This is a genomic window from Flavobacterium sp. 40-81 (assembly GCF_001898245.1).
GTDB lineage: Bacteria > Bacteroidota > Bacteroidia > Flavobacteriales > Flavobacteriaceae > Flavobacterium > Flavobacterium inviolabile.
Genome location: NZ_MKTM01000039.1, coordinates 11,852 through 31,469 on the forward strand (window position 1 = coordinate 11,852; position 19,618 = coordinate 31,469).

Consider the following 19,618-nt stretch of genomic DNA (forward strand, 5'->3'; position numbering starts at 1 on the left):
GTTTCTTATAAAAGTAACCGCCTTTTTCGCTGATTTAGTTTGTGTATTCTCTTTATTTAAGGTTCTTTTCAAAGTCGGCATCAAAAAGGCTTACAAAAGCATTTTTGATAGTCCCGTCCGGTCGCAGCAATATTGTCCGCTGGATTTTTGTAATTACCCAATGATCTTTTAAAGCTTCAAAATTATTGGACCGCAACTCGTTTGTATCTTCATTTTCAAACTGATATTGCGCTAAAATCTGTTTCCATTCCTGTTCGGAATCGTCTACATTGATCGATATAAAATTGGTTGCCGGATATTTCTTTTTAAGGGCACTTACTTTCTTGTGTACGGTAACCATATGTGCTTTGGCGTTTGACGTCCAGAAAAACAATACGGTTTGTTTGCCTTTTGTCAAGGCAGCCAGATCCACTTTTTCACCGTTCTGGTTGGAAAGGTCGGCCGGTGGTAATTTTTTTCCTTCAGTAAGCGACTGAATCGCATCACTTATTTTTTTGATCTCGTTATGATTGCTGTTGTCTGTAGACAATTGCGAATAACGGTCAAAGAATTTCTTTTTGTTATGCATGTTCTGGTCTTCCAGCAAATACATAAAAGCGATATTGTTTAAAACGCTGTTTTTGATCTTTTCGTTTTTAAACAAGGTATCGGCAATGTTCAGCTTTTTGATATTGCTTTCAATAGCGCTTTCTTCCAGGTTGAAATGATGATTCGGGTCGGAATAAGCAACATTGTTCAGCATGGCTGTTAAATAGCGTACAAAAGGAGAGTAGTTCGTTAGCTTCGCATTGTTGAAGTTGATTTCTTTACGGAAATCGTAATACTCTTTTGGCAGCTTGGTGTTTATTTCTTCTCCGGTGCGGCGTTCGTGTGCAAACGGATAAATTTCTTTTTTGGCAAGATGATTGAATTCCAGACTGGCTTTGGCAAATAAATCAAAGTTTTCATCCCAGTTGATTTCTGTTTTCTTTCTCAGATAAAATGCTTTTTTGCGGGCATAAATGGAATCAATGCTTTTGGAGAAACTGTTGTAATCCTTATCGAAAAGATTAAACATATTGTTTTTGTCCGATTCGTTTTTAAGATACATTTCCATCAGGAAATTGTTTTTCTGATCGCCGCGTCCGCAAAAAACGATAGAATTATCAAAATCACCGGAATTGATCCGCACCATTAAACTGTCGTTTTTATCAAAATACACATACTGGTATTCCGGATCATGGCGGAAGGTGTACATACCCGGCGTTAAGGAATCGAATTTCTTAAAGAATCTGTTTTTGTCATCTAAGGTCAGGGTATCAATAACCTTATTATCTTTACAGAAAAGCACGTAACGACTAAGGGGATTGATTACTTCGCCTCCAAAATATGCGGAATAATTGTCACTCTCAAATTTCTTATTGCAAGAAGTAAGGGAACAGATTAATATTGAGGAAACCGGAAGTATAAAATTTCTTATATAGGCAAACATTCAAACAAATTTATCTCTAAACAAAAGTATTTCTATATTATAGAACAGCCTGTTAATGTACAGTTAAAATAAAGCTTTATAGATTCTAAATTAGATAGTTCAAAACTGCACTATTTTTTCTACTTTTGCAACAATTTTATAAAAAATCAATTTCAATGTTAACAGTTTCTAATTTATCGGTTCAGTTTGGTAAGCGAATTTTGTTTGACGAGGTAAATGTAACTTTTACCCAAGGTAACTGCTACGGTATTATCGGTGCTAACGGAGCAGGAAAATCAACGTTTTTAAAGATATTATCAGGAGATATAGATCCAACGTCAGGTCGTGTAATCCTTGAACCGGGCAAACGTATGTCGGTTTTAAACCAGAACCACAACATGTTTGATGAGCATACGGTGCTTGAAACTATCTTAATGGGAAATAAAACCTTATTTGCCGTTAAAAAAGAAATGGATGAGCTTTATCTGGATTATAAAGATGAAAATGCAGACAGAATAGGGGAATTACAGGTTCAGTTTGAAGAAATGAACGGATGGAATGCCGATTCGGATGCAGCAGCAATGTTGTCGAATTTAGGGATTTCGGAAGAACATCACTATACTTTAATGGGTGAAATGGATGCTAAATTAAAAGTACGTGTCCTTTTAGCGCAGGCTTTATTTGGCAGTCCGGATGTATTGATCATGGATGAGCCTACGAATGACCTGGATTTCGAAACCATCGGATGGCTGGAGAATTTCTTAGCTAATTATGACAATACGGTATTGGTAGTATCGCACGACCGTCACTTCCTGGACGCTGTTTGTACACACGTTTCGGATATCGACTTCGGAAAAATCAACCATTATTCCGGTAACTATACTTTCTGGTACGAGTCCAGCCAGTTAGCGGCGAAACAACGTGCGCAGCAAAACAAAAAAGCAGAAGAGAAAAAAGCAGAATTAGAAGAGTTTATCCGTCGTTTCAGTGCGAACGTTGCCAAATCAAAACAGGCAACTTCCCGTAAAAAAATGATTGATAAATTAAATCTGGACGAGATCAAACCGTCAAGCCGCCGTTATCCGGCAATCATTTTTGACCAGGAGCGTGAAGCAGGTGACCAGATTTTAAATGTTCAGAACTTAAGCGCTTCTATTGAAGGCGAAACGTTATTTAAAAATGTAGATCTGAATATGGCAAAAGGCGACAAAATTGTTGTTTTTTCCAAAGATTCCCGTGCTACAACGGCATTCTATGAGATCTTAAACGGAAACATGACACAGGATTCCGGTACGGTAGAATGGGGAATTACGACAAACCAGTCCTATCTTCCTGCAGACAACCACAGTTTCTTCGAAAATGATTTAACATTAGTAGACTGGTTACGCCAATGGGCGAAAACAGAGCCGGAAAGAGACGAAGTTTATGTTCGTGGTTTCTTAGGGAAAATGATCTTTTCCGGAGAAGAGGCTTTAAAAACAGGACGTGTATTATCCGGAGGAGAAAAAGTACGTTGTATGCTTTCCCGTATGATGATGTTACGTGCCAACGTATTAATGCTGGACGAACCAACAAACCACCTGGATCTGGAATCGATTACGGCATTTAACAACTCGTTAAAAAACTTTAAGGGGTCGGTATTGTTTACCACACATGACCACGAGTTTGCTCAAACGGTTGCAAACCGCGTACTGGAAATCACGCCAAATGGTGTTATTGATCGTTACATGACGTTCGATGACTATCTGGAAGATGATAAGATCAAAGAATTAAGACAGAAAATGTACACTGTATAAATAATGAATCCCGCCTTACAGCGGGATTTTTTTATAACCGGATTATCCGGTATTGTAACCGATTACCGCGATTTTGTGTAAAATGCAATTCGCCTGATTACAATTGCCTATAAATGCTATATTTGACATCTATTCCAATTTTTATGAAACTATCGTTACAAATCTGTCTGTTTTTACTTTTTTCACTCAGGGCTTTCTGCCAGGATGTTAGTATCCCTTTTCGCGAAGGCAATGCTTTTGGAATATCGGATTATCAAGGCAAACTGCTTACTAAAAACCGGTATGATTATATTGATTACCAGCGGAAAATGCCCAAAGGCTATTTTTATTTTTCAGAAAAAGGAAACAAGGGAATTCTTTACAACGGCAAGCCGGTAGTTTCCGGAGCCGAATATGATGAATTTGGTATAGAACCGCATAAATTCATTATAGCCACTTTACGTGAAAATTCTAATACGTCCAAAACATATAAGGATGAAAAGGAATACCATTACTATAAGAAAAGAAGAACCGGACAGGCAATATTCAATTTAAAAGGCGAGAATCTTTATCCGGATAATTTCAAATATATCAGGCCAATCGATACGGTAGGCATAAGTGCGATCAATAAAAAAAGAGCCCGTTATGCTCTAATAGCGGTTACTGATTTTGATGACGCCTACAGTTTGTTTGTTTACGATTGTGATAAGCAGAAAATTTCAGAATGGCTTTTAAAAGATTATTATAAAGTAACGTTAGACAGGTCTTTATCGCTTCCCGGAAGAAGTATTTATTTAACAGCTTCCCGGCAGCGGTCTGATGCAAAAGAACCTATGAAAATCATTAATGATAACGGAAAGTTTACGTTACAGAAAGTACCCGTAAAACAGGAGGATGACGGGCAGGAAGTATATAGGGGAAGCGGATATGGCTCCGGAACGGGCAGAGGCAGTGGCGACGTTAAAGTTATGGATGGAGGCGATGTACCGGAACCGTATGCCTATATAAAAGCAGATGAAGGAAGTGTTACGTCTACGCCTAAGAAAATAAAAAAATACAGTACAAACAGTTTCGAAATTAAAGACGGGAAACTGTTTTTAAGCGAACGGATTGCCGGACAAAAAGAGGCTTCACCGGCCATAGAATTTCAAATGCCGGCAAGTGATAAACCGTATGCTTTTGAAAGCATCAGCTATGGAGGTGTTATTGAAGATACCGAAGAAAAACGCGTAAACCTAAAAAATATCATCCTTTATAAATCCGGTGACCAGTACGGAATCATTCTTTCCAGCGAACAGACAATCCCAAGCCGTTATGAGAGTATAACCCCGTTAGCATTCGATGTTGCCGGAAACCGGACGCTACTGTTTATTGTAGGTCAAAAAGACGTAAATACTCCACAAATAAAATACGGGCTGATCGATAAAACGGAAAAAGTGATCATCCCGATTCTGTATGACGAACTGGATCCTTTTGCGCTGTCAAAATATGCCACAAAGGAGTTTAACGTTTATATAAAATACTGGAGGGTTAAAAAGGATGGAAAATATGGCGTGATCACACCATTTGACGGTATGGTACTCCCGGTTAGTTATGACGAGATAGAAGCCAATAAAACAAACTACCTGCGCCATGATGATGATTTTATCAGTCTTAAAAAAGACGGGTTGTATGGTTTTGTAGCCGACTGGGATTTTACTGCGGAAAAGATTATCCAGCCGGTTTTCCCTTATAAAGTAGGCTTTTATGACCGGAATTATCAAAAAGAAAAACGATTACTGCTTTTGGGACTGGTTAATAATGAAGGGAAATTCTTTTGCTATGCGCGTAAAGACGGCTTCCTGTACTATAAAGAAAAATAATCCTGATAATTTAACACGGTTAACGGTAAGGTAAATAAATAGTGTAAAAGGGTAACGTTGTTTTAAAAGTGTTTGGCGGTGAGCAGAATACTTTTGCCACGTCTAACTAAACACACTATTCATGAAAAAAATTTACTTTTTGCTCTTCCTGATGGTCGGCCTGACCGTCAAGGCGCAAACGCTGTATCCGTATTTGCAGAATGTCACGCCGACATCCATTTACGTCACCTGGAAAACCGAAAATAACACCGAATCGATTGTAGAATATGGAACTGCTGCAACCGATCTGAATGTTACCGTTACCGGAAACACGAACATCTTTACCGATTCCGGTTATCCCGGAAACTATTATTACCACAGTGTAAAGCTGATTAATCTTGCGCCGAACACGAAATATTATTACAAAATAAAAACCGGCAGCAATACTTCTGCGGTTTATTCTTTTAAAACCCTGCCCAATCCCGGACAGGCAGCTACAGCCGACGGGCATATCCGCTTTTTTATCATGGGTGATAACCAGCTAAAGGCTGTTCCCCGTTATGATTCGCTGGTGGCGGCAGCCAAAAGAAAAGTTCAGGAAAAATGGGGCGCACCGGAAGACCATATCGCGATGACATTCATGGTAGGGGATCAGGTCGATGTGGGAACACTGGATCATTATGAACACGTACATTTTAAAAAGAACCGCTCATTATCCGGTAATGTACCGATTCAGACAACTGTTGGGAATCACGAAACTTACGGAACTTTAGGAATGCAGTCTTACTATGACCATTTCTATATCAGTGAACTAACGTATAAAGGGATTGCTTCAGGAACCGAAAATTACTATGCACAGCAAGCCGGAAACGTATTGTTTATCAGCCTGAGCTCGGAACACACCGGAGCAGCACAAATGAACTGGCTGCAACAGGTGGTAACGGCTGCCAATGCCGATCCTACGGTAGACTGGATTTTTTCATTAAGCCACAGACCGTATCAGGCAGAGCAATATGTGGGTGATATCTCCACATGGGTACGAAACTCGGCTGTTCCTTTATTGGCAACTTCATCAAAATACAGCATGCACATTGGGGCACACCACCATTTGTATCACAGAGGGCAGTTAAAGAACACACCAAATTACAATATTATTTCCGGAGGAACCGCCTGGGATCAGTATTGGGGAATGTCATCGGAGCAGGATTTTGATGACGTGCAGAAAACGATCTGTAACTGGATTTACCAGATTGTGGATATTGATGTTGTCAATGGCAAAATGGACGTGGAAAGCTATTCTATCGGAAGTGTGGACCAATGGAAAAACAACCAGCTGATGGATGAATTCCACCGTTATAAAAACAAACCGGCTCCGGAAAAACCATCCATTCAGAACACCTTTACCGGAAATACAACATTGCCGGTAACTATTGAAGGAAGTCCGTATACCACAACTGCTGCGGAATTATTAAACACCAGCCAGTTTGTGATTTCAAAAACATCCGATTTTAATATCATTACCAAAGAAGTATACCGTGATTTTGAAAACCTGTTTGGAATGTACCAGACACAAAAAGATTCAACAGCAGATCGCAATCTGGGTGTGGATATCACTAAAATGACACTGGCGTCTAATTCGATTCCGAACGGACAATATTATGTAAAACTGCGTTACAGGGATCGCAACCTAGAATGGTCACCGTGGAGTGCTATTAAAACATTTACGATTACCGGTAGTAATGTAGTAAATACAACCATCGTGACCGATTCTATTGCGTATGCTCAGAATGCGCCTATTAAAGTAAACTACAGCGATGCTCCGGCAAGTACTTCCACATGGATCGGTTTGTATAAAGAAGGGCAGACTCCGGGTTCGGCTTCACCTTCGCAGACCTGGCAATATACCAATGGAAACCCGACCGGAACGATAACTTTTGCTAACGGTCTGGCAACAAAAGGACGCTATTTTGCCGCTATATTTTCAAACGGAGGGTATACCGAAATTGCTCCGCGTCAGTTCTTTTATGTAGGTCCGGTTCCTGTAGTGGCAACCAGTCAGGAAGAATATCCGGTGGGAACAGCTGTGAACGTAACATTCAGTAACGGGCCGCAATTGCTGAAAGACTGGATCGGTATCTATAAAATGGGGCATATTCCGGGTGAAGTAACGGCTACAGCTTACCAGTATGTAACAACTACTTCCGGAAGTTTAACGTTCAATAACCTGCCTACAGGCTATTATTATGCGCAATATTATCTGCAGGACGGTTATAACGCCATCGGGAACAAAGCTTTCTTTAAAGTAGGAAACCTGGTAACCGATTTATGGATCAACAAACCGGTATATGATTTGGGAGAGCAGATTGTTGCTTCGTGGACCGATGCTCCGGGTATTGTAAAAGACTGGTTGGGGATTTACCATGAAGGGGAGAACCCGAATATTGATCCGTTATTGAGCTATACTTATTTTAACGGACAGGCAGAAGGTACCTTAGCCTTGACCGGAACGGCATTGCCAACAGCAACCGGGAATTATTTCCTGGTGATGTTTACCAACGATTCTTATAATGAAGTATCCAATCGTGTTTCTTTTGAAGTAATCGACGGAACTCTGGGAACCAATCCTTTTAAAATTGACAACGGTTTAAAAGTATATCCGAATCCTACCAATAATGTCAATCAAACGATTGTACAATCGGATTATCCTATTGATGAAATCGAGATTTTCAATACGGAAGGGAAATTAATGTATGCAACTAAAAATGTGAATAACAATAAATATTCCCTGATCACTCAGGATTTACCAACAGGTGTTTACATTTTAAAGATTCATTCCAGAAAATTGTTTACAGCAAAGCTGATTGTTAAATAGTGGATTATAAAGGTTCTGTAAACAACAACTCCCGCCAAAAGCGGGAGTTTTTTTATAATAATTGCGTTTGAAAAACCAGGAGTTGCTTTTTAGTATTAAAATAATGTTGCTGTACTAAATAGAGATAATTCCCCAGAACCGTAAACAAAATAGAAATATTGGCATCGTTGTAGTTATTGTTTGAAAAATAGACAATCTCTTCTGCCAGATAAGCTGTAATGTTTTCCTTAATTTCCGGAGTAATAATGCTTTGAATTCCAGGTGCATCCGTAACTTCTTTTAATTTAGTTCTGAAGTGACTTTCATTAATCCTGAAATTTTTCATATTTCTGTTAATTGCATCATATTCTAAGGTTTGAAAAACAAAGCTAAATGAACTATAAGTTGTGGTATAAACATTTATTAATTCATCATATTTTGAATCGGCACTAAAAAAACTGTGGTATAGCCTTGATAAATTGTCTTTATTTGTACGGTCTTCAGATTTGCAATAGAAAAATCTGAAAATGGCAATATCGTTTTTCAAAATAAGCTGTTCCAGGTCTTTTTGTTTGTTTTTCAACTCTGCAACCAATCTTCGTGTATCTCTTATTTTATATTTATTGCCATCATAATCAAACGTTTTGAGTTTAATGGTATTTTCATTTTCAATTATTTCTTCTAAAGTTCCGATATCTTTTTTCAGGCTGTAAAGCGACAAAATATTATCCATTTTAGAATCGTCAAATAATTCTTCAAAGGTTTTTGTACTTTCTGAAATACTGTTTATTTCGGAATCTACATTAAATGCCAATGGATTATAATTGTCATAATAACCGTTATATACTTCGGGAAAAGCATTTTTATCAAAATTGGACTGAAATTCCTGTTCGAAAGCATTTATATTTTGAATAGCCGGTGTTTGCTGATATTCAATAACTTTAAAAAGTTTATCGGTAATCCGTTGTTGTGTCATTTCAATATTTTCAAACAAGGTATTAGCAAAATTGTTTTCAATATTTACAGACGGAATATTTAATCTGTCAAAAGCTGCAATCCGTTCCTCTGAGGATGGGTGTGAAGCCCATTGATTTTTGATAACTAATTTTGATTTATTGAATCGATCTAAATTTTGAAAAGTAACATTAGGTATTCCATGCAGGTTTTCAATTTTATTTTTTGCGGCTAAAAAAGTCATTATAAAAAACTGTTTTGGAAAAATATTATCAGTTGTAATAGCTTCAGAAATTTTACCACTGTAAAAATTGAGTACTTCATTATAGGACTCATCTGCTAAACTCATTCGTAACATTGAATTTTTCATTGGTTCCGAACCAACAATATTGGCTGCAATTTCATCGGCATGGAATTCCATTTCCCGGGATAAGCTCATATAGCTGATATTAACAACGTCATACGTTTTTCTTAGAATCCATTGAATTCCACGTACGACTGTTATGGAAATTCCCATAAAGATGATTGAATAATTACTGGTATTAGCCCATGACTGAACAGACTTTTCATAGGACTCATTGTCATACAGCATATCGTATATAATCTTATTGACGTTATATACATAACTTCCTACTTTCATGGATTTTTGAGAGAAATGACCAAATTCATGTGCTAAAATCCCTTTAAATTCCGATATAGTGGTACTATTCACCAGGCCAAGCCCAATGTGTAAATTCTTTTTTACGGGTAAAAACATACTCCAAAAGCTGGAATTGTAAAATACGGAGGCGTTTACTTCTGAAGATAAATAGATTTTTTTAGGGAAATCAGTACCAATTTCAGAGACTAATTCCTGAAGCATGGCATGTAACTTAGGTTCCGATTTAATGTCAATTTCCGTTAAATGGGAATTATCGGTTTTATTCTTTTTGAATAAAAATTTGATAAGGAAATAGAGAATAAAAACACCAACACTGGCAATACCCAATCCCAGCATAAGGGTAATTAATGAAGGCCGGATAGCCACAACGGCTATTGCTCCATATATACAGGCAATAAAGATGCCTATAGCTAAAGCTATTAATAATAAATAAACAGTAATAAAGAATAAAATGGCAAACATGGCTTTGGTTGCCATTTGCTTAAAGCGTTTAGAAATTTTGACAGGCTGCATAATCTTAAAATTAACAGCCTCAAAGATATAGGATTCCTTTGTTTTTTTAAACAAAATACATTTATGGAAGTATTATATCACAAAAAAAGCCGATTATGATAACCGGCTTTGTAAATTACTGTTAAAACAACACATCGTGAAGATCCGGATTTTTTATCAAAAACGCTTATGGCAATACCTTACCATATTATTTCTTGTTTGTTGTTACTCCAATTATTACTCCAAAATTTCCGTCAGTTTGTGTCCAACTTTGTTCAGGCAAATAAGTTCTTGAAACAAACCCGTCAAGATACAAAGCGTTCTTACAACCTAATTTTTTAAAGTAGTCAGCAAAGTCGTAAAAATTTATTTCGCTCCTGGACATTGCAAAAATTAATTTGTTGTCTGGCAAAATTCCAACACCATTTCTAATGTTCAAATTGTTTGAGCCTTCTTTAAAAGCGGAATGAATTTGTCCGTCAATAACTAACATTGGTCCTGATTGTGTTGCATATTTTATTTGTCCTGTTTCTTTGTAGTCAGAAGTTTTACAAATTTTCGGCAAGTTGTCTGTTGTAATATAAAAAACACCATTTGGCATTAAATAGAAATTTCCGTTTCCTTTTGTAGTGTCCAACGCTATAATTTGTTTTCGATTGTCAATAAAAAGTCCTTGTGGTGAGTTGTCTTTTTTAAACATTCCGCCGTTCATAGCAAAATTCAATTTTTTGTTTTTTGTGTCAAGCCAATTTTTAAGGTTGTCAATACTTTTAAAAATTTCGCCTTTGTCATTTTTCCAATAAAATTTCAGGTCTTGTATTTTTGTGTCAACTGTGTAAGAAACAAATCTCTCATCGGTCTTAACTTTTGTCTGTCCAAATAGAAAATACCCAACTGTCAGAAGGGCAATAAAAGTTAGCAATATTATAATTCTATTTCTGTTCACAGATCATTTCTAATGGTTGCAGACAACGTCCCGGAGGATTGATGAAGTTTCGCTTCGCGTATCAAGCGGATGGAATCCGCCGGGATAGCGCTAACTTACAAATAAAAAGCGAATGTGGAATACATTCGGGGGGGGGGGAGTACCAAAGTTCAATTCAGACTTAACCCCGCATTTTGCCAATGCTATCTTAGTGGTAGTTATTTTTTGTCTTTCCAATTCCGCCATTTTAGTTTTTTACTATCTTGTCGTTGGTGTTTCTGCAAAATATACCGCACACCTAAAAACATAAAGTAAACACCTCTCTGTTGCTGTCATTACAGTTTTACGTTGTCATTTTCGTCAAGTTTCCAAAACGGATTGTAAGCAACTTCAAACAAATGTCCGTCCAAGTCTTTGAAGTAACCACTATAACCGCCCCAATAAACCTTTTGTGCAGGTTTTACGATTGTTGCACCAAGTTTCGCAACTTTTTCTAAAATTTCGTCCACTTCTTTTTCCGATTTTGTGTTGTGTGAAATTGTTAGTCCCGAAAATGTTGTTGGCTGATATGTCAATGTTGTATCGTTTACAAGTTCGTGTATTGGGTGCAACGCTAAAATAATTCCGCCTAAGTCAAATAGCGCTAAACTGTCCGTACTTTTGTCGGATTTTTTCCAGCCAAGTCCATTTTCGTAAAAGTTTAATGATTTCTGAAAATCATCAGTTCCAAGTGTTATTAAGTTTAGTTTTTGTCGCATTCGTTGATTTTGTGAAGTTCGGTTGTATAATTGCAGAAACTTTGTATCCGTTCGGGCGGGATTTCCGCACAAACTTTCAAATCCCGACTTTCCCCCGCCTGACAGCAAACCGTTTGTTAACAGTAGGCATTTTGTTATGCTACTTGTTATTTGTTTTGATATGTACCTTCAAGTTTTTTAGATAAGTAAATCTGGCTTTTAGTAATTATATTGATTGTCTATATTTTTCAGTATATACAACGAAGATATTATTTTTCATTATTTTCAAAATAGCCGAGATGTAAATTTATTTGTTCAACATGCTGATATTAAAATTTACTATATTTCAAATTACTTAAACTCCAAATTGTCTCAAATGATGGTCAAAATGTTTCCATTGTACGATTGCCCATTCATTGGGTGTCAATTTTCCAAAAAAAGGATGAGGGTGTTTAGTGCATTTTTCTGGACCATTTTCATAAAACTGTTTAATAAGTAAGATTGCTTTACTCTTTTCTTTTTCAAAATCTTTTTGGTCTATAAAAGTATAGTTTTTACTTGTTGGTGAGTTTTTTGAAAATTGCTTTTTACTTACATAACGGTTTTTAAAAAATCTACCTATAATTTTCCCAATTAACATTCTTTCTTGGCAATTACTGTCCAATGCAGTTTCTATAAATGCATTTAAATGAGCCAGCATTTGCCCAATGCTCATTTTTCCCCATTTTCTTTGTGTGTTAGGTGTTAATTTTTCGACACGGTTTAAAATTTCATCAACATCTATTTTGTTATATAGGTTTTTCATTTTTTTTGAAAAATTATTATTTAGTGATATATTGGAATTGCTTTCCGCTAACACTCAAATATACGAAAATTTTTTAGCTTCAAAAAAACAGAATATACGTGTAACAATTTATAAATCAATGTTTTGATTTATTTTTAATTACTCGTAAGTACTTACAAATAACATTCAATTGAATTCACTTTATCTAAAATGTGAAAGAGGTCAATCTCGTAGAAAGTTTAGGTATCAATTTTTTTATTTTCCGTGAAAAACGAAAAGGTGTTTTAATCACAGGAAAAGATTGTGTTGTTAAAGATGGTCCTATTTGGAATCCATAAAAATTGATTATTCCAATCCGATCAACCTGATAAAATTAATTCTACAGTATACATAATAACTATTTAGACAGTAATTAAACCGAAAGATTATAGTCTAAATAATTTTAAGATAAGAGGATCTATTTTTAAATCGGGGCGAAAAATCTGGATTCCTTTAATAAAGTGCTTTTGAAGTTCCAGTTCATTACTGATATCATTCCATAATAGATTAGTCTCTATTCTTTTTACATTATTCAACCTTTGCAAGTTGATATTTGCTGCCTCAAGGTGAAAATAAATTCCTCTTTGCATCGGATTAAATACCGTAAATTCTTTTGATGATCTATAGTATCTCCTTTCCAGTTTTATACCAATATCATAAGTAAGTCCGGAGCTACATAGGCCGGTATATAATACTTTATCCACAAGTTCATCATCGCCATTATAATAGAAAACACCATTTTTATTAACAATTATTTTTTTAATCATTGGCTTTTTCTTACTTAGCTGTACTCCGAAAAAGAGTAATAGTGCAAAAAAAAGAACCAATACGATTAACCCAGGATTATAAGCTCCTATCCAAAATAGAAAAAGAGAACCAAATAGAGGAATGCCCAAAAAGCAGGTAAACATTAAAATCTTAATGCTAATATTAGCATATTTACACGGCTTTGATTCAACACTGATAAATTCTTTTCTCATAAACTTGTGTTTTGTTAAGGATTCGTGTTTCTCTTCTTCTTTTCTTTTAATTCTTTTTCAAAATCTGTTTTACCAAGGTTTGCAAACATATTTGGATGGATTTCCTCAATATTCTTAAAAAGAAAATTCACTTCATTTTTAAGGCTATCGGGATTTAATCTTTTTTCTTGAGCGTTCAAACTTTTCGCAAAAAACAAACAGATAGTTAGAATTATGAATTTTATAATATTTCATTTCAATATTTCTTGCGTTTTGTATGTTAACCTTATAGCTACCGAGCCGCAGCTTGGCGACAGTGACGGATAAGAAAGCCTAAACTTTCAATAGCGCACTAATCTAAGCAACGGCCTTTTATAAGCATTGGAGCTAAGGTAAAATCATCGGGCCCAAAATGATCATCCATATAATATAGCCTGATATGCTACCCAGAACACCGGAAAAAATAAAGGTTAATCTGTACTTTAAAGGAACTATTTTGAGTATTAAAAAGGATATAATGCATAATCCGATGCTTCCTGAAATAATAGAAAACGTTCCCTCATAGCATCCCAAATGATTAGAAATTTTTAGTTCATCTCCCCAAAAGTAATTTCCTTTATTAAAAAAGATACCGTTGATAATTCCTTTAAAAAAATTAAAAACTTCTCTGGACCAGAACAAGGACAGAAAAATAAGTCCCCATTTCATAAATGAAGTTGTATTTGTCGCTTTATAATACTGGAATAGCAATATCACAAAACCAGCTGTACCAATAAAGACGGTTAGCAAAACACCTCCTAAAGTTATAAATAGCTCATCGGTATTTATTTTTTGGATCTTTATAACATATTCATTTTTCTGTTTAAAAGGCAAATTGTTTTCAATTTCAAAACGATACCTGTCGTATGTTTTTAAAACATCGCTTTTAAAATCATTGGACCATTCCATACTGGCATAATGCAGTGTATTTTGATAACCTAAACATTTGGCAACGGCTATATGACCGTATTCATGTGTAATAGTTCCCAAAATAGTCAACAGTATAAAACAGCCTGACAAAAGAAACAACATACGTTTATAAAGAATAAACATATAAAAAGCATTATAATCAGTTAGGATAGACCGATATATCGTTTAACTTGTTCCTAATAGCAGTAACAACCGGTAACATTAACGAAATTATTTTTTTCATGATTTCAGATTTTAATTGTTAATAGCACTTACTATTTTATCTATACTGTTGCCTGTAAGTGTATTACTTAAATTTACCAGTACGAAATTGTATATTATTTCTGCTAAAACCAAAAAATCAGCTACGCACTTATACTCATACTCAATAATTATCCCGTTTTAAGTGTTAATTCGTTATTAGGTTATCTGCTTATGATAATCAATATATTTCTATTTTAAAACAGCACATCATGAAGATCCGGATTTTTATCAAAAACGCTTTTGGCAAAAGGACATAACGGTAAGATCTTAATATTGCTTTTTCGGGCAAAAGCCACTGCTTCCAGTACCATATTTTTACCAACGTTCTGTCCCTTAAAATCCGGATTTACTTCGGTATGGTCTATTATTATTTTATCAGTACCAGCCCAGCTGTAGGTCATTAATCCGGCTTCTGTGTTAGTATCTACGGCTTTAAAATAGCCTTTGTTGCTTTCGTTTACTTGTTCTATTTTCATTAAAGTATCATTTAATCTGGTTATTTTTTAGTGTATTCCATACGGTACAGATCAAAACCTGCTGCCCAATAATCTTTTACAATTTCTTTTAGCTCAAAACCGTTTTTTTCGTAAAAAGCATATACCAGTTGGGATGTTCTTACCGTAATCAGCTGTATATGGTTTAAAGCTTTCAGTTTTTCTATACGATGTTTTAAAAGCATCCCGCCAATACCTTTGCCCTGGTATTCCGTATGCAGTATATCCCAGCTGATTTTTCCGGTTGTAAGGTCTTCTGAAAAATTAAACCCGCCGGAACCAATGATTTTATTGTCATATTCCACAACAAAATACTGTTCGATTTCATTATCGAGGTAAAAAATCAGATCGGCTTCTTCTTCCGGAGAAAAATATTGCGGCGTGTTTAGCTGCAACAAGGCAATAACCGCTGGTTTATCGGTATTTTTATAATTTCGGATGCTAATTTCGGTATGCATGGTGGTTTGCCGGTTAATTTTCAAGAGTTTTTAGCTGCTTAACAGCAAGAGTGCTTCAAACGCTTCATTAAATCAAATATAAAAAAAATCTGTCAGTTTTTTTGAATCCGACAGATTTAGAATGCTGGTAAACCCCCGAATTATAATAGTTCTTTTGCCGCACTAATGATAAAATCGGCAATTTCATCCGGTTTTGAAGCCATAGAGGCATGTCCGGTATGTAACGAGATTGTTTTGGCTTTCATTCTTTCCGCAAAGAAATGCTGTGTTTCCGGCGGAATCATATTGTCGTTTTCTGAAACCTGGTACCATACCGGCAGTTTTTTCCAGCCTACTGTTGTTGGCTTTTCTTCAAAACATTTTCCGGAAGTCGGTTTTTGGGCCGCAGCCATTACCAAAGCTTCTTCTTCACTGCAATCCTGGGCAAAACTTGCCCGGAATAAATCTCTTTTAATCCATAGGAAACCGTATTTATCCGGGTAAAGACTTGCTGCGCCTGTAGGCGGTTTTGTCCTGCCTAATAGCTCCCCGAGATTTTCCGTTTCATCCGGTGCAAAAGCGGCAATATACACCAGCCCGACTACATTGGGGCATTTTGCAGCGGCTTCGGTTATGATAGCGCCACCATAGGAATGACCTACTAAAATAGTTTGTCCTTCCAGTGATTCCGCCAGCCTTTTTACGGTTTCGGCATCATCTGTGAGTGACGTTAAGGGATGTTGTGAGGCCACTACTGTATAACCGGCTTTTGCGATTATCGGGATAACTTTTCTCCAGTGAGAACCGTCTCCCCAGGCTCCATGTACCAATACGATGTTTGACATAAGTTTTATTTTAAAGTTAGAAATCCTAAGCAATATTTAGTGATGCATTCCTGCTGCAGCACTATTATCCGGGGCAACTTATTCAAAAATGGAAACTTTGTTTTTTGGAGCAATCTAAGTTACAAAAATAACGGACACTAAAATCTAAAATGATAGCAATCAGTATGTTGTAACATTTTTATAACAGGCGCTATAAAGAACCGGCCTGATTTTTTGTAAACTAGGCCGGTTCATATATTATAATATGGTCGTTGTTATGGCTATCGGATTGGATAAGGCTTTGTGAATAGGACAGCTGTCTGCAATTACCCGCAAACGGGCACGCTGCGCTTCATCAAGATTACCGGTAAATTCGATTTTGCGTTCCAGCTTAGTAATATTGGCAGGAATATCCCTTTCGAAAGTCACTTCGATTTTCACATCGGTTAAATCCCAGCCTTTACGGTCGGCATACATGCGCAGGGTAATAATGGTACAGGCGGCAAGAGAAGATGCAAACAGTTCCTGTGGGGCAAAGCCAAGGTTCTGTCCGCCCATGCTTTCCGGTTCGTCTGCTAAAAGGGTGTTCGTGCCGGCAGTAATCATGGTTTTATAAAGTTCTTTTCCGATATGTGCGTTGATCGTATCCATACGTTTAAAATTTAGGAGGTGGTGGTAAAGGGACAAATTCTGTTTCACCGGGTACTTTCGGGAATTCCTGTTTTTGCCAGCGCTCTTTCGCTTCTTCAATCAGTTCTTTACTGGAAGCTACGAAGTTCCAGAAAATAAAACGCTCTTCGGGAAATGCCTCACCGCCAAAAATATATACGGTTGTATTGGCTGCCATTTCAAATTCACACAGGGTGCTGTCTTTGGCAATCAGGATCTGTTTGGGTTCAAAAACAGTACCGTCACTGGTAATGCTGCCTTCCAGGATGTATAGCGCACTTTCACCAAAAAGGTCTTTTCCGATGTTTACTTTTTGTGCTCCGGTACTTTTAATTTCAATAAAGTACAGCGGACTGTAAACCGGTACAGGCGATTTTTTACCAAAGGCTTCCCCGGCAATCAGCTTTATCGATAATCCGCCTTCATTCCAGTGTGGCAGGTCCTCTTTGTCCACATGTACAAAAGAAGGTTCCATCTGTTCCAGATCCTTAGGCAGAGCCACCCAAATTTGCAATCCGTGCAGCATTTTGTCGGATGTTCTTAAATATTGCGGCGTTCTTTCGGAATGTACGATACCGTTTCCGGCGGTCATCCAGTTCACAGCACCCGGTTGGATTTCAATATCGGAACCCAGACTGTCTTTATGCTGTATACTGCCTTCAAAAAGATAGGTCAGCGTAGACAATCCGATATGCGGATGCGGCGCAACATCAAGATTCTGATAATCTTTTAAATGTGCCGGTCCCATGTGATCGATAAAAGCAAAAGGACCAACGGTTCGCTTTTCACGAAAGGGAAGGAGACGCCCTACCATAAAGTTGCCAATATCGGCAGCACGCTCCTCAATAATTAATTTGATGTTTGACATAGTCTGTATTTTAAAAAATTAGTCTTCCAGATACCCGAACCGTCCCATGTTTACATCTTCAAATGCCTGAATGATCTCTTCACGGGTGTTCATTACAAACGGTCCGTGAGCAACAATGGGCTCATTGATCGGTTCACCGCTTAAAACCAGTACGATAGCATTTTCAAGGGCTTCAATCGTAAATGTTTCGCCTTTGTTTTCAAACAAAGCCAGATGATCGGTAGGAACAACTTCGCTGTCGTTTATTTTAATGCTTCCTTCAATTACCAGTAAAGCAGTGTTGTAATGTGCCGGAAAGCTAAAAAGAGCTTTTCCGCCTTTATTCAGTTTGGCATTTTGCAGGTTTACCGGCGTAAATGTCGAAGCAGCACCTTTAACATCCTGATATTGCCCGGCAATAACTTCGATAATTCCGGCATTATCCGGTAATTCAAATTTATTGATGGCATCATTCGTGATCCCCTGATATTTCGGCTGGGACATTTTATCTTTGGCCGGAAGGTTTACCCACAATTGGACCATCTGAAAATCACCGCCGGTTTTGCTGAATTCTTTTTCGTGGTATTCTTTGTGCAAAACACCGGAGGCTGCGGTCATCCATTGTACGTCGCCTTCACCAATTACACCGCTGTTGCCCGAACTGTCATGGTGTGCCACTTTTCCTTTATAGGCAATGGTTACCGTTTCAAATCCCCTGTGCGGATGAACTCCGACACCTCTTGGAATTTCGGTAGGTGAAAAATGATATTTCGAATTGTAATCCATCATGATAAACGGACTCATGCGTTCCATATCCAGATGGTAACCGCTTGGGATAAAGTTGTGAACTCTAAAGCCGTCGCCCACAAAGTGCGGAGCTCTTGGCGCTACTACTATTTCAATATTTTTTGTTGCCATTTTGTTTTCTTATTTAAAAGTTACAGTACAAAATTACCATCATAGCAATTGCTGTACATTGATGTATGGTAAGAAATCAATACGGCTTAAAATTCCGTTTGGCCAGTTCTTTCCGTACACGGCTCAGGCTTTCGGGTGTAATGCCCAAATAGGAAGCGATCATCCATTGCGGAACGCGCAGCATCAGGTCGGGGTAAAGCCGGATAAAATCCAGATAGCGCTGTTCTGCCGTGGCGCCTAATAACAGGTTGATTCTTTTTTGTAAATGACGGATATGATTCTGCAGGGCTTTTTCATTGAACAAGCGAAACGACAGGCTAATTTCGGAAGCTTTATTGATAAACTCCTGGTCGAGAAAAATAAAAGTTGTTTCTTCAATGGCATCGATATAAAAATCGGATGGTTCGTTAAAAAAGATACTGCTGCGGTCACTGATGATCCAGTTTTCGGAAGCAAACTGAATAATATGTTCCTTTCCGGAATGGTCAATGGTATAAGAGCGCAACAGGCCGTTTTCTACAAAAAAGGAGTGATGGCAAATTTCTCCCGGATTTAATAAAACGGTTCCTTTGGCAATTGTTTGGGTTTTTATCGCATCGGTCAGCAATAAAAACTGATCGGCTGTTATGCCTGCTTTTGCCTGTAAATAGGTTTTAAAATTGTTGTTTGCTGGTACCATGCAGTAGGGCTCTAATAGATACTCTCAAAGGTACGGAGAATTTTCGGGAGAAAAAGAATCCGGTAAAAAC

The 19,618-nt window shown here is 37.2% G+C and carries 18 protein-coding genes; 3 read left to right on the forward strand and 15 right to left on the reverse strand.

The window, feature by feature from the left end; translation table 11 throughout:
• Positions 1-52: 52 nt before the first annotated feature.
• The gene (locus BGO42_RS15235) at positions 53-1,471 is read right to left on the reverse strand and encodes a TlpA family protein disulfide reductase (protein WP_273245915.1); all 1,419 of its coding nucleotides are present in this window, start codon (positions 1,469-1,471) and stop codon (positions 53-55) included.
• Positions 1,472-1,626: 155 nt separating this feature from the next.
• On the opposite strand from BGO42_RS15235, the gene BGO42_RS15240 reads away from it, so the two are divergent.
• From BGO42_RS15240 to BGO42_RS15250, 3 genes are all read left to right on the forward strand, one after another.
• Positions 1,627-3,246 (forward strand): ABC-F family ATP-binding cassette domain-containing protein, encoded by a 1,620-nt coding sequence (locus BGO42_RS15240; RefSeq protein WP_177734363.1) that lies wholly within the window; start codon positions 1,627-1,629, stop codon positions 3,244-3,246.
• A gap of 143 nt (positions 3,247-3,389) precedes the next feature.
• Positions 3,390-5,087, forward strand: coding sequence for a WG repeat-containing protein (locus tag BGO42_RS15245; protein ID WP_273245912.1), 1,698 nt, complete (start codon positions 3,390-3,392; stop codon positions 5,085-5,087).
• A 121-nt stretch (positions 5,088-5,208) separates the two neighbouring features.
• Positions 5,209-7,938 carry a fibronectin type III domain-containing protein gene (locus tag BGO42_RS15250; protein ID WP_273245910.1) on the forward strand — a complete coding sequence of 910 codons (2,730 nt, stop codon included), beginning with the start codon at positions 5,209-5,211 and terminating at the stop codon, positions 7,936-7,938.
• A 52-nt stretch (positions 7,939-7,990) separates the two neighbouring features.
• Here the strand turns inward: BGO42_RS15250 and BGO42_RS15255 are convergent, their stop codons facing one another.
• From BGO42_RS15255 to BGO42_RS15320, 14 genes are all read right to left on the reverse strand, one after another.
• Positions 7,991-10,009, reverse strand: coding sequence for a M48 family metalloprotease (locus BGO42_RS15255; protein WP_273245908.1), 2,019 nt, complete (start codon positions 10,007-10,009; stop codon positions 7,991-7,993).
• 223 nt (positions 10,010-10,232) lie between these two features.
• Positions 10,233-10,970, reverse strand: coding sequence for a phosphodiester glycosidase family protein (locus tag BGO42_RS15260; RefSeq protein ID WP_273245904.1), 738 nt, complete (start codon positions 10,968-10,970; stop codon positions 10,233-10,235).
• Between the two features lie 314 nt (positions 10,971-11,284).
• A complete protein-coding gene (locus tag BGO42_RS15265; RefSeq protein WP_177734369.1) occupies positions 11,285-11,707 on the reverse strand; it encodes a VOC family protein in 423 nt (140 codons plus the stop codon).
• A 334-nt stretch (positions 11,708-12,041) separates the two neighbouring features.
• Positions 12,042-12,491 (reverse strand): DUF1569 domain-containing protein, encoded by a 450-nt coding sequence (locus BGO42_RS15270; protein WP_273245902.1) that lies wholly within the window; start codon positions 12,489-12,491, stop codon positions 12,042-12,044.
• 404 nt (positions 12,492-12,895) lie between these two features.
• Positions 12,896-13,489: a hypothetical protein gene (locus BGO42_RS15275; RefSeq protein ID WP_273245901.1), complete on the reverse strand. Its 594-nt coding sequence runs from the start codon at positions 13,487-13,489 to the stop codon at positions 12,896-12,898.
• 14 nt (positions 13,490-13,503) lie between these two features.
• Complete coding sequence (locus BGO42_RS15280; RefSeq protein WP_273245899.1) at positions 13,504-13,668, reverse strand: hypothetical protein; 165 nt, start codon at positions 13,666-13,668, stop codon at positions 13,504-13,506.
• Positions 13,669-13,855: 187 nt separating this feature from the next.
• The gene (locus tag BGO42_RS15285; protein WP_273245897.1) at positions 13,856-14,497 is read right to left on the reverse strand and encodes a hypothetical protein; all 642 of its coding nucleotides are present in this window, start codon (positions 14,495-14,497) and stop codon (positions 13,856-13,858) included.
• 377 nt (positions 14,498-14,874) lie between these two features.
• Complete coding sequence (locus BGO42_RS15290; protein ID WP_177734373.1) at positions 14,875-15,156, reverse strand: GNAT family N-acetyltransferase; 282 nt, start codon at positions 15,154-15,156, stop codon at positions 14,875-14,877.
• 20 nt (positions 15,157-15,176) lie between these two features.
• On the reverse strand, positions 15,177-15,632 hold the full coding sequence (locus BGO42_RS15295; protein WP_273245895.1) for a GNAT family N-acetyltransferase: 456 nt from the start codon (positions 15,630-15,632) through the stop codon (positions 15,177-15,179).
• Between the two features lie 140 nt (positions 15,633-15,772).
• Positions 15,773-16,456 (reverse strand): alpha/beta fold hydrolase, encoded by a 684-nt coding sequence (locus BGO42_RS15300; protein ID WP_273245893.1) that lies wholly within the window; start codon positions 16,454-16,456, stop codon positions 15,773-15,775.
• A 237-nt stretch (positions 16,457-16,693) separates the two neighbouring features.
• A complete protein-coding gene (locus BGO42_RS15305) occupies positions 16,694-17,086 on the reverse strand; it encodes an OsmC family protein (protein WP_273245891.1) in 393 nt (130 codons plus the stop codon).
• Between the two features lie 4 nt (positions 17,087-17,090).
• A complete protein-coding gene (locus BGO42_RS15310; protein WP_273245889.1) occupies positions 17,091-17,972 on the reverse strand; it encodes a pirin family protein in 882 nt (293 codons plus the stop codon).
• A gap of 18 nt (positions 17,973-17,990) precedes the next feature.
• Complete coding sequence (locus BGO42_RS15315) at positions 17,991-18,869, reverse strand: pirin family protein (RefSeq protein ID WP_177734378.1); 879 nt, start codon at positions 18,867-18,869, stop codon at positions 17,991-17,993.
• A 76-nt stretch (positions 18,870-18,945) separates the two neighbouring features.
• On the reverse strand, positions 18,946-19,548 hold the full coding sequence (locus tag BGO42_RS15320) for a Crp/Fnr family transcriptional regulator (RefSeq protein ID WP_177734379.1): 603 nt from the start codon (positions 19,546-19,548) through the stop codon (positions 18,946-18,948).
• Positions 19,549-19,618: the final 70 nt, after the last annotated feature.

Bases quoted from the DNA above. Each gene is read 5' to 3' on its own strand.
- BGO42_RS15270 (WP_273245902.1), bottom strand. From the start codon at position 12,491: ATGAAAAACCTATATAACAAAATAGATGTTGATGAAATTTTAAACCGT.
- BGO42_RS15315 (WP_177734378.1), bottom strand. From the start codon at position 18,869: ATGGCAACAAAAAATATTGAAATAGTAGTAGCGCCAAGAGCTCCGCAC.
- BGO42_RS15310 (WP_273245889.1), bottom strand. From the start codon at position 17,972: ATGTCAAACATCAAATTAATTATTGAGGAGCGTGCTGCCGATATTGGC.
- BGO42_RS15235 (WP_273245915.1), bottom strand. From the start codon at position 1,471: ATGTTTGCCTATATAAGAAATTTTATACTTCCGGTTTCCTCAATATTA.
- BGO42_RS15265 (WP_177734369.1), bottom strand. From the start codon at position 11,707: ATGCGACAAAAACTAAACTTAATAACACTTGGAACTGATGATTTTCAG.
- BGO42_RS15250 (WP_273245910.1), top strand. From the start codon at position 5,209: ATGAAAAAAATTTACTTTTTGCTCTTCCTGATGGTCGGCCTGACCGTC.
- BGO42_RS15290 (WP_177734373.1), bottom strand. From the start codon at position 15,156: ATGAAAATAGAACAAGTAAACGAAAGCAACAAAGGCTATTTTAAAGCC.
- BGO42_RS15305 (WP_273245891.1), bottom strand. From the start codon at position 17,086: ATGGATACGATCAACGCACATATCGGAAAAGAACTTTATAAAACCATG.
- BGO42_RS15295 (WP_273245895.1), bottom strand. From the start codon at position 15,632: ATGCATACCGAAATTAGCATCCGAAATTATAAAAATACCGATAAACCA.
- BGO42_RS15255 (WP_273245908.1), bottom strand. From the start codon at position 10,009: ATGGCAACCAAAGCCATGTTTGCCATTTTATTCTTTATTACTGTTTAT.
- BGO42_RS15245 (WP_273245912.1), top strand. From the start codon at position 3,390: ATGAAACTATCGTTACAAATCTGTCTGTTTTTACTTTTTTCACTCAGG.
- BGO42_RS15320 (WP_177734379.1), bottom strand. From the start codon at position 19,548: ATGGTACCAGCAAACAACAATTTTAAAACCTATTTACAGGCAAAAGCA.
- BGO42_RS15240 (WP_177734363.1), top strand. From the start codon at position 1,627: ATGTTAACAGTTTCTAATTTATCGGTTCAGTTTGGTAAGCGAATTTTG.
- BGO42_RS15300 (WP_273245893.1), bottom strand. From the start codon at position 16,456: ATGTCAAACATCGTATTGGTACATGGAGCCTGGGGAGACGGTTCTCAC.
- BGO42_RS15275 (WP_273245901.1), bottom strand. From the start codon at position 13,489: ATGAGAAAAGAATTTATCAGTGTTGAATCAAAGCCGTGTAAATATGCT.